The sequence below is a fragment of the Spirulina subsalsa FACHB-351 genome (assembly GCF_026130165.1).
GTDB lineage: Bacteria > Cyanobacteriota > Cyanobacteriia > Cyanobacteriales > Spirulinaceae > Spirulina_A > Spirulina_A subsalsa_A.
In genome coordinates this window covers 19389-30438 of sequence record NZ_JAIHOM010000059.1, presented here as the reverse complement: position 1 = coordinate 30438, position 11050 = coordinate 19389, and the positions used below count along the sequence as shown (strand labels likewise).

Annotated in this window: 10 protein-coding genes and 1 pseudogene; all 11 read right to left on the bottom strand. The window is 47.3% G+C overall.

The window, feature by feature from the left end:
• Window positions 1-1186: pseudogene (locus K4A83_RS13040) on the bottom strand (hypothetical protein); the annotation flags it as partial.
• Window positions 1187-1244: 58 nt separating this feature from the next.
• On the bottom strand, window positions 1245-1703 hold the full coding sequence (locus K4A83_RS13035; protein ID WP_265265014.1) for a phage tail protein: 459 nt from the start codon (window positions 1701-1703) through the stop codon (window positions 1245-1247).
• Window positions 1704-1817: 114 nt separating this feature from the next.
• A complete protein-coding gene (locus tag K4A83_RS23225; protein ID WP_017303725.1) occupies window positions 1818-1991 on the bottom strand; it encodes a DUF6760 family protein in 174 nt (57 codons plus the stop codon).
• On the bottom strand, window positions 1991-2353 hold the full coding sequence (locus K4A83_RS13030) for a phage tail assembly protein (RefSeq protein WP_265265013.1): 363 nt from the start codon (window positions 2351-2353) through the stop codon (window positions 1991-1993). The genes K4A83_RS23225 and K4A83_RS13030 overlap by 1 nt, the downstream gene beginning before the upstream one ends.
• 26 nt (window positions 2354-2379) lie before the next feature.
• Window positions 2380-2820 carry a phage tail protein gene (locus tag K4A83_RS13025; protein ID WP_265265012.1) on the bottom strand — a complete coding sequence of 147 codons (441 nt, stop codon included), beginning with the start codon at window positions 2818-2820 and terminating at the stop codon, window positions 2380-2382.
• 47 nt (window positions 2821-2867) lie between these two features.
• A complete protein-coding gene (locus tag K4A83_RS13020) occupies window positions 2868-4094 on the bottom strand; it encodes a phage tail sheath family protein (protein WP_265265011.1) in 1227 nt (408 codons plus the stop codon).
• A gap of 96 nt (window positions 4095-4190) precedes the next feature.
• A complete protein-coding gene (locus K4A83_RS13015; RefSeq protein WP_265265010.1) occupies window positions 4191-5501 on the bottom strand; it encodes a phage tail sheath family protein in 1311 nt (436 codons plus the stop codon).
• A 46-nt stretch (window positions 5502-5547) separates the two neighbouring features.
• Window positions 5548-6438, bottom strand: a complete 891-nt coding sequence (locus K4A83_RS13010) for a carboxypeptidase-like regulatory domain-containing protein (RefSeq protein WP_265265009.1) — start codon at window positions 6436-6438, stop codon at window positions 5548-5550.
• A 6-nt stretch (window positions 6439-6444) separates the two neighbouring features.
• Complete coding sequence (locus tag K4A83_RS13005) at window positions 6445-7026, bottom strand: DUF4255 domain-containing protein (protein ID WP_265265008.1); 582 nt, start codon at window positions 7024-7026, stop codon at window positions 6445-6447.
• A 6-nt stretch (window positions 7027-7032) separates the two neighbouring features.
• Window positions 7033-9042: a hypothetical protein gene (locus tag K4A83_RS13000; protein ID WP_265265007.1), complete on the bottom strand. Its 2010-nt coding sequence runs from the start codon at window positions 9040-9042 to the stop codon at window positions 7033-7035.
• An 828-nt stretch (window positions 9043-9870) separates the two neighbouring features.
• A complete protein-coding gene (locus K4A83_RS12995) occupies window positions 9871-10731 on the bottom strand; it encodes a pentapeptide repeat-containing protein (RefSeq protein ID WP_265265015.1) in 861 nt (286 codons plus the stop codon).
• Window positions 10732-11050 lie beyond the last annotated feature (319 nt).

Sequence of the window (11050 nt, the reverse complement as noted above, 5' to 3'; positions counted from 1 at the left end):
GAGGAGAGGATTCAAGGGGGTTCTGTTCCCGTGGTGAGGGAAGGGCAGGGGCTGGGGACGGTGTGGGGGTGGGTTGTAGGGGTTCGGTAGAGGGGGAAGTGGGGAAGACCCGAGGAGTTTCAAGGGTTACTTGGGAGGGGAGATGGGCGGGTATGAAGTCTGTCTCTGGGTTGGGATGGACGGAGAAAAGGGGTTGCTGGGGTTCTAGGGGAGTTTGGGGGAGGGTTCTCTGGGGTGGGGTGGGGAGATTGGCTGACTCGGTTGGGGGCAATTCTGGAATGAGGAGCGGGGGCATGGCTCGCTCTGGATGGGGATCTTGTTTGGCTTGAATGATGCCCTCACCTCCAAGGGGGGTTAGGGGAGTCAGGGATTGGGGGATGGGCTGGACGGAAGGCAGAGCAGGGGTGGCGGCTGGCTCAGAATGGGGGCTGGTTGGGGTGGATGGTTCGGGAAAAGAGGATTCAAGGGGGTTCTGTTCCCGTGGGGAGGGAAGGTCAGGGGATGGCGATGGGGTAGGGGTGGGTTGTACTACAAGGGAGGTTAGGGCTGCCGTCTCGGAGGGCTGCGCTGGGGGAGTCAGGGCTTGGGGAGTTGCCGTCTGGGGGGGCGTGGCTGTCCTGTCTCGCTGGGAACGCTTCTGTTTGTGGGCCTGTTTACGGGCTTGTTTGCGGGTTTTCCGGTTAGTGGGGGGGGCGGGATGGTGAACCTCTCTCTCTAGGCTCTCGGGGTGTCGTTGCGCTTGAATGATGCCCTCACCTTGAAGAGGGGGGTTTACTGGCTCTAGGATGGGCTGGGTTAGGGGGGATGGGTCTGGGGTGATGATGGGTTGCACTGGGGGCTGTGCCTCAGTGCTGTGGGCTGTGGCTGGGGTGGGGGGGATGAGGGGATGATCCCCGTGGGGTGCTTCTCTCTGGGCGGGGATTTCTACGGGGGGCTGGTTAGGGGTTTTAAGGGGTTCGGTTGCTAGAACCTCTGACTCTGCATTCTGGACGTAGACAATGGGAACTTCCTCTGAGTCTTGTTCTACCACGGTTGACCAACGGCTCAATTGTTGGTCGAGTAAGGGTAAACGATCTAGGAAATATTGCGATCGCGCCATCAAATGCTCCGCCATCCGATGATTCGTCACACCCGGACGCTGTAACGGTCGATTCAAGCGTTGTACCAGTTTAGGATCAAAATACATAGGCCCCCAGCCAAAAAACTAACCCGTCTGATTCAATTCAATTAAAAACTCTCCAAAACTAGGCTTTATACACACCCCGATGAACTAATTCAAAGCGTTCAAAAGCTACTTCTGTTCCATTTGATGCGTTCAGTTGTGGTCCTTCCCAAGCCACCGGATAAGCTTTCTTAAAATTCCAAGCTAGGACTTTCGATTGTTGGCTATCTTTCAAGATAATAGTGCCGTTTTGTAGGCGAATCTTTCCCCGTGTAACGTCCTCATACCATTTCCAAAGATCATCCCGTTCGGTTAATCCTCGCACCAATACTAAGTTCGGATAATCCATCTGCTTAGGGAAGCGATGAATACGATGATTAACACCTCCTTCTACATAAGTCTCAAGTTCTAGCTTGCCACTTAACCCAATCACCTCTGAGAATCCCCCCACGGTTAAGCCTTCAATTTCTACGGTGAAATTAAAAGCCATATAGGGATCACGGCTTTTTTCTTTCCCTCCTTTCTGATTGGATTTTGCCATTGGTTTTACTCCTAACGGTCAACAAACGAGGATGATTTTTAACACCGGGTTACTGTTTTGTTGGGTTTCGCTGGCGCTTCACCCAACCTACAACGGGTTAATACAAATCAAAAGCTAGGCTCGACTATTATGGGATTGTCGATTGATTTGTTGATTCATTTCAGACAATTGTGCAACCCATTGCTGACGCTCCCAATGTTCCATATTCATGACATTTTCATAGGACCAATGGAAGTGATAAGAAAGGTAGGCTACCTCCTCAAGTAAGCGCTTGTGGGGGTAGCACATCACTCCCCCACAGGAGATGTTTCTACCTCAAACTCACCACTACAATGGGGACAAGTTACCCGAAAGCGAGTGTTTCCATTGTGGTTAATGCGTTGATAAAAGTCCTGAAGATAGGCAAAATCTCCAGAAAACAACTCCTCAATAATTTTCGTATTGAGTTGGTCAATTGTACCTAGTCTCGTGATTACCCGTGCTAACAAAATAATCACGAGGTATCCTGAATTCCTCTGCACTCTTGGATCGCGAAGGGGTATAATTTCATCGGCGGCCTTAGAGAGTCGCATAATTCCCTCTCGATGTAAGCATCCCTCAGCATCAATATAGCCGTGGGGTAAGGTAAAAGGAAATTCAGTTTGGTGCATTTTTGACTCCATTAACCCACAGTGAATTAACCAACAGTGATCCCTTCGTGAACCAATTCTAGGGACTCAATCGCTACTTCACCCCCCGTTGCATTAAATTCAGGACCATTCCAATTAGTCGGCCAGCAATTTTCTAAATTCCAACGAATTTTTTCCTTGCCTTTATCGTCAGCCAAAATAATCGAAACGTTACGACGTTCTGTTTCTCCAGTTAACAGTTTTTCGTGCCATTCCCACAATTCAGCATTGTCTGTAAACCCTCGTTTCAGACTAATATTACCGAAGCTATTTAAGCCCGGAATCTGTCGCTGGGCTAAGTTTTTATCTGTTCCTTCACGATACAAACTCGCGGCTCTGCTTCCGGTTAAACCACTACATTCCCGGAATCCAGCATGAACAATACCATCCCATTCAACCCAAAAATTATAACCATTATAAGGATCGTGGGTGTCTTTAATATTCGGCATAAAATTTGATCTCCTTTCGTTCAAACAAGGGAATTGTTCATTATTTTTTAGGCAAAAGTGACACCACCATTGCCATGAATCAGAGAAATGACAATAAACTCTGCGGGTGTGTTGGGGGATAAACCAACTTCGACTAAAACTTGACCTGCATTCCGAAGATCGGGCGGGTTGGTTTCTTCATCACACTTGACATAAAACGCCTCTTCTGGTTCTTGCCCTTGGAGAGCGCCTTGCTCCCACAAAGATTCACAGTAAACGGTTAATTCTCGGGTGATGCGAGTCCAGAGTGTTGTGTCGTTGGGTTCAAAAATAATCCCCCCTAAGTTATATTCAGCCCAGCGCAAAAGGGTAATCATCAGTCGTCGGACATTGACGTACTGCCAACCGGGAATTTGACTCAGACTTCTAGCTCCCCAAACCCGGATCCCGCGATTTCTAAAACTCCGAATACAGTTCACCCCGGGGCCGTAGTCTACATTGAGATATTGCCAATCCTGATCACCTAATAAAAGACTCAGGTCTAACACACCATTCAACACATAGTTAGCGGGGGCGCGATGTACTCCACTTTCCCGATCATTCTGGGCATAAATCCCGGCAATATGTCCACAAGGGGGAATATAATGGGCAACGGTTTCAACTTGAATCCAAGGTGCATAAATCGCGCCATTGTTGCCGATTAATTGCTGTCGCTGTTGATTGATCTCTTCTAGATTCTCGGTATGAATACTATCGAGAATGGCGAAGCGATCGCCCATTCGATCACAATGTTCCAGGACGAGGGATTGTAGATGAATGATTTCGGTGCGGGAAGGGGTCTGCATGAGGTCTGGGACACAGATTAGATCAATGGCCGTGAGGGATTCGAGTGTTTCTAACCCGTGACCTAATGTTGAGGTGTTTAAGGAAAATAATGGCTCTTGTTCTGACTCTTGGGGTAAGAGTAAAACGTAACATAAACGGCCACCATTCTCAAAGAAACCTCGCAGGGCTTGAGTTAAGTAAGAACTCAGGGAAAATTCTGCAAACTGTTGCAAAAATTCCGGCCACAGGGTTAGTTTTTTGGGGCTGGCAATATATTCAAGCTGTTGATTGGTTTGAGCTTGAGTCCCTCCAACAAACACGGGGACACCTGTCATTAACCCCTCTCTGGGAGTGGGGGCAATGTCTTGAAGGATGACACCGGGTGCGGTGAGTGTTGGGGAAGGGAGTTTATAGCGGCTCACGGGACAATTTTGACCTAATCTAGGGTGGGCGATTAAGCTGTTAATCATTTAAGTTTCTGTCTCGATTCAAGTTAGCTCAAGGTTTCAGCTTGTGGAATCGATGGTTTAAATGGGAATCAGCTTAAACGTTACTATTGATCTTCACTATTGATCTTCGTTCACCAATTGGGTGATGCGGAAGATCACGAATTCGGCGGGTTCAATGACGGCAACTCCAATTTCGGTGACGACTTGACCGAGTTTCCGAACGTCAATGGGGTTGGTTTCGGCATCACATTTGACAAAGAAGGCTTCTTGAGGACTGATGCCGAATAGGGCTCCTTTGCGCCATTCGTTGGTTAAAAAGGCTGAAATGTTCCGCCGAATTCGCGCCCAAAGTTCGGGGGTGTTGGGTTCAAAAACGGTCCACTGGGTTCCTTGATCAATGGACTCGCGGATATAGTTGAAGTGCCTCCGAATGTTGATGTATTTAAAGTCGGGATTGTCTTGGCCGGAACCTAGGGTGCGTGCGCCCCAGATCCGAATGTTGCCATTCATATTCCGGATGCAGTTAATTCCAACTTGGTTGAGGGGTTCTTGTTTGATTTTGCTGATTTCTTGTTTTAAGCCAATGGCTCCGAGAAGGGGTTCATTGGCGGGGGCTTTGTGTACTCCTCGCTGATTGTCCACTCGGGCGTAGACTCCTGCGACATAGCCACTGGGGGGAATATATTTGGGCTGGTTGAGGATGGGATCGAAGACTTGGATCCAAGGGAAGTACAGGGCGGCATAATCGGAGTTGCCGAGAATTTTGGGGCTGCCGGGTTTGAGTTGATCGATGGCAATGTCTTCTTCGGCATCGAGGATGGCGAAGCGATCGCCTAATGCCCGACAATGAATATCCAGCTTGGCGAGGATTGCCTTGGATGTTACCCCCGGAGCGGCGACAATGGCAATTTCATCAATGGCTTCAAAAACATCTAACGCGGCATCCATTTGTTTTTCGGCGGTAATCCAAAGGACAAAACACCGAGTTCCACCGTTGCGAAAGAATCCATAGACGGCGTGGGTTAGGGTACTGTGTCCGGGATGGGCGGAAAAGTCGCCAAAGTATTTTTTATATTCACTAAAGTTTGTACAAAGTTTGACTTCTCCGGCTGGGACGGATTCAGATGACACCACAGAATCATCTCCGGTTTTTTGATCCTGAAGGACGACGGAATAGGTTTCATTACTGGGGAGAAAGTCTCCTTTTTTCGCCAGTTTCTTTTTCGCCGCGCCTTTGTCTTTTTTAGACCCAGAGCTTGAGTCCCCAGCCGCGGCCTCTTCTGCGGATTCGGATTCGCTTCCGGTGAGGGTTTCTGTGAGGGCAATCACGCCGACAAATCCGGCGGTACTGGTTCCTACCCCTGCAATGGGAGCAAGTCCTGATGGCACTTCTTCAACATAAACACCGGGGGATAAATAAGTAGGCATTCTCCTTATTCCTTGGTTTGAAAATGATTGTGATCGGTTGAACTAATTATCTTTGAGCATGGAGTTGAAAGTTAAGTTTTTTGATTTCTCCTGTTTGAATGGGAATGTTTTGGGTTTGGCTGATGTAACCTTGAGCCGATACGGTAACGGTGGTCACGGGATCTTGTGGCTCGAAGTCACTCAGGCAATAGTTCCAGTCTCCGAGATCATAATTTTCGATGGTTTGGGGTCGAATACTTCTGGAACTGGTGGATTTAGAACCATTGACTTTAGAACCATTGATTTTAAATCCATTGGCTTTAAAACTTATGGTTTCAAATCTGAGGGTCGGGTCTTCACTTTGGTTAATTTTAACCGTTGCAAGGTCGATACTTTCCTGATTTTCTGCGTCTACAATTTTACCCAAAAGGGTTGTCGGTTTTATCCATAATTTTAGATTCAGTTTATCAGAAAATGGGCTGTTTCTTGCGGGTTGATTGTTTAAAGGTGGGTCATCAAGTTCTACGGTTAAGGATGCGGTGCTATAGCGTAATTTTGCCCGGGGAAGGGAGGCTTCAAGCTGATAAAAACCGGGGGGTAAATCGGTGAAGTAAAACCAACCGTCGGGGGCGGTTTTTGTCCGATCTGGAATGACATGAGCGGATGGGTTGTTGTGTTTCTGATCAAGGTGATCAAAAAGCTGTTGAAGGATTGGGAATTTCTCTCCTAGGGTGAGGTTGGGATCTGTGAGGGCTTGGGGAAAGGAGGGGTTAGACCATCCCGGGCGGGTGAAAGATCGGGGTAAGCCATACAAACGGGTTTTCAAGATCAGCCTCTGAATAAAGGCATCGGGGGCTTGAATAATTTTGACGGTGGCTTGGGCGATCGCATCTCCTGTTACCTCATTGTTGACCTGTCCAGCGAGGGCAATCCGATGACGACGTTTTAAGGGAATCATAGGCGGTTAAGAGAGGCGGGAGAGGCGGGGTTGATTTTCTAAAACTAAGGGCCATTCTCCCGTCTCTTTTTCGATGGGAATGGCGATGGTTGCCATACAGTGTAATGACAGTTTGGGTCGGCCTCCTAGGGCTTGCCAAAACTCTCCTGGCCCCTGTAAATAACCCGGTTGCAGGGCTTTCAAGAGTACGGGATAGTCTTGATCCCGTAAGCTGCCGATGAGCAGTTCTGGGGGCAAAACTGGGTGATGGAGGAGCAGTTTCAGGATCTGGCTGAGAAGGTGATGTTCTTCTTGAGGGTCATCTCCATTGACCCAGACGGTGATGAGGTAAGAACAATTAATGCGGGCGGGAGGCTGAATTTTAATAGCAGTCCCGTTGGCTTGGCGCTCCATCGTCCAGTCTCCACGGCGGAGTTCTAAGTTTTCCCGCACATCATAGAGGAACAAGTTAATGGCGGGTTTTTGTTGAATTTCCCCTTCTAAGGGCGTGACAAAGCTCAGGGAAACGCTTGTTTCGGATTGATTTTGCAAATCGGGTAATCCGTAGATGAAAAACCGTTTCAGGCTGCTATCTAAATCATCCAGCATGAGTTCTTACTCCTCTGAGGTCAGGGGATTGAGAAAAGGTACTTCGAGGTCATGGCTGCCGATTTCTCGGAAGTAGATGCGATCCTCGAAATCCTTGCTGGCTTCTTGCTGTAAGCTGAGATCGACTTTAATGGTAATCAGTTGGGTGGTGCGATCGCCCGGTTGACTGTTTGGCAGGGCTTTAGCGATTAAATCCGCAGAAATGCAGGCCGCGATGTAACGGTTATAAAATCTACTATTCCAATGGCGGGCAAAGGGATTGTCATAGCTAGCAAGGAAACGTTCGATGGGGACATATTCGTTGCCAATTTTGATCGAAAGACCTGTATGAAGGCATCCATTCCAGGTGTCGTTATGGTTAATCAAATACAGCAGTTTATCCCGACCCGATGGAACAACCGGAACCCTGATGTCATAGGTGCAAAGATTATCAAAACAGCCTAAGATATCATCGTTCCAGCTATTGGACTCCCAAAGCACTGGATCGCCTTGATTAACTCGATCAGCCCAGTGATATCCTACTGCCGATTGAGCCGCATGACCCCAAGGATTTTGACTAAAGGCGACTCCAGAAAGCATCATCCAATTTCCGGTATCTCCTTTGTGAACTAACTTCACTTGACCGGATTGACCGATGGGGATGGGCAACCATTGATGAAAGGGTCGGCTTGAATCGCCTAAAGACCCATCTGGACAGTATTGATTCCCTTGTCTGTAGCCTGCGGTCCAGTTGCCTAAATCTTGGAAGGTCTTGCCATCGGAGGAAAACTGAGCATTGACAATGTGCCATTCACGAGAATTCGCTATCCGAATCCAAACGGTATCATAACCGGGGGGAAGGGTAAAAATTGCCCCGCCTTTATCTTCTTTCCCGATGCCATATCGAATGGCCTTACGCCCCCAATAAGAGCCTTTTGCTGCATAGGTTTTGTTATCGTAGGAGCTAACGGGTAGGTCGTCAGATTTGGCGATCGCGCCTGCTTTTTCGGCTTCAAAAATATCCTGGTAGATGATCGGATTATTGGGATACATTCGATGGCGCATGGGGTTACTTAACTCCAAATGCACCGCACGAATAACCCCGTTTACATCTAAGGCCGCCCCAGGGTTTGTCACCCCAACCCCCACATTGCCACTGTCTCGCATCACAATGAGACGGGACTGATCGCGATTATCCTGGGTAGAAATTAACTCAATCCAAGCAGTCGGATCATTGGCTGGGCCGCCTTCGGTTTTCCAACCAATGGTTTTGCCGTCTTTGGTGGTCAGACGCACTGAGGATTGTTCTTGTGTGGGGGCGTTTAAACTGGCCAGACGATCATTGATGCGCCGATTGATATGTTCTTTAACAGCCTTTTCGGAGGGGATTACATCGCTCCGGTCTTCATCTAAGGCGATACTTTGGGAGATGGCGGCTAGGAGAGAATGGCTTAACTGTAAGGCTCCAGAAACCGTGAGATTGCCTTGAATGGTGAGGCCATTACTATCGGCACGAAGACCCATCGCTTCCCCGGAGTTGGGCAACCGCACTCCGGAATATTGCCGCATGGTTGTATCAATGGTAACTTGTCCCTCGTCTAGGCTGACTTTGGCGAGAGTAATGGTTTGGAGATCCTTAGATTCAATGGCTTCTAAGGTGAGGAGTGGGGTTTCTTCAAAGCGGGTGAAACTATCGGGAATTTCGGGCTGTTGTAGGACTTTGGGTTCTTGGTGATAACGTAGACACAGCCACCCTAAGCCTTTAATTTTGCGGGTTACGGCTTGGGGTAGAATGACTAGGTTTCCTTCCCCATCAATGGCACTCCCGGCTTTGATTATGATTTCCGGTTGACCTGCGATCGCCTCTACTTCTAATCCTTCTACAATCCCGGCTAAGTGCAACCGACTATTGATATAGCGCAGGCGATCGCTCAGATAGCGATGGGCTAATTCAAAGTCTTCATCTAGCAAATATTGTCCCGGAAAATAGTTAGGACGTTGTAATACAAAGTTAACCCAATCCCATTGTGTTGACATAAGATACTCAACTTCATGAAATGAAATGTATGCACGGTGCAACCGCCCAACAAGGCAAACCGTTTAGACAACAGCAAGCCCAATAGACCCATGTTTACAAAGGCTGGCTGAGACTAAAAACCTTATACTGTGTTAGGGAATACGTCCTAAATCCAACATGCTCTAAGAACAATCAATCTTCCCTCGTAACAGCATTTTCGGAGTTTACGGATCATTAAAGCCCTTTGATCACGACCCTTTTAATTGAGTCAATTAATCAGGAAATATTGACGGCGAAAAACACTACTTGACCCAGATTAGAGGTGTTTGACCAGGACAAGAGATAAGCCTGTTTTTAAGCTTGTTTTGATAAAGTCTCCAGTTATATTTTTGGGTGCGTCGGCATCACAAGCTAGACTACATTCTACTGTAGACTAACATGATAAACATCTCACCAAACAAAATAGTCTAAAACGCTCATTCTACCGTTGGAAAAACGTTATTTCAGGAGATATACACGGGAAACGCTCGCACCTGATTCAACTCGTCAAATCAGATATTTCGGAGAATACCATTAAATTCCAATAACTTTTGACTTTTTGTTTTATTTCTTAATATTTTTTATTCTCTGAAAAAATTTTAAAAATATTGATAATTGATAATTAATGATTAATTTCATCCAACTTGTAACCAAGATTTTACATCCACCCCCAAACATTTCCCTAAGCGTAATAACGCGGCAACTTGAGCGGGATTAGGGGGTTTGCTGTCTTGATCTAATTTACCGTCGGTGTTCACACATTGGGGGACAATGGGATGATGGAGATAGCTAAAACAGCCTTATTCCTTCTACTCTCCGTCAGCGACAATACTCTGACCGCGAGTTCCTGCTTGAGGAAGAATCGCCCCCTGTAAATTTGCATTGCGGAAATTAGCCTCGTTGACATTAGCATCAATTAACACCGCATCGACCAAAATTGCCCCAATTAAATTTGACCAACAAAGTTTAGCTCGATAGAGTTTTGCTTCTGTTAAATCCGCTCCTCTTAAGGTTGTCCAAGTTACGGTAGCAGCGCGTAAGTTTGCCCCTTTTAAATTAATATTGGCTAAGTTAGAACTGCTCATTTGGGCGCGGCTAAAATCGGCCCCGGCTGCGTTTACATTGGTGGCATTGACTCCATGTAGAATGGCTCCAGCGAGGTTGGCTTCTTCTAAATTAGCCCCCATTAAAATGGCGTTGGTGAGGTTTGCCCCTTGTAAGTCGGCTTTCATCATGAGAGCTTTCATCAGTTTGGCTCGTCCGAGGTTACACTCTACCATTTTCGCTCGGGTGAGGTCTGTATCTCTTAAGTCGGCTTCACTTAGGACAGCGTAACTTAAATCAGCAGATTTCAGCACGGCACCCTGTAAGTTAGCAGCGCGTAAGCTGGCATCTACTAATTTGGCTCCTGTCAGAGTTGCCCCGCGTAAGTCTGAGCCAATCAGATTGGCTTCGGTTAAATTGGCTTCAAGGTGGGCTTCCACGAGATTGGATTCTCGAAAGTTCACCCGGGTTAAATCAGCACCAATTAAGTTAGCACGGCTCAGGTCTGATTCGCGCAGGGTGGCACCACTTAAGTCGGCTCCTCCTAAAAACGCTCCTTGGAGGTTAACTTCTCTAAAGTCTCGTTCTCCCGCTTTGTAGCGCCGTAGTAGTTCTGCGGCATCCATTTTATTCAATAATCTATCCTTCGTCTATAACCATTGTCTCGCAAGATCACAGGATTGGTGCATGAACTTTACACTTCTGGCTTGCTTGGGATCGGTTTACACTAAACGCCCCTTTTTATCATCTCTCGTTTTTACTGTATTGGGGGGGAAATGATGAGCCATTTTGCGGAGTTTTTATGAAAATCTTATGAAAGTGGGGGGATTCTTCATATATGCTTTGGGTTCTTAGGTCAGACTTCCACAATACATAAAGGGGGGGTTTGGGGAAAGGGGGAAGAGATCCTTTAATTTTTGGGGAAGTTGTGCCATCTGTGTCCTA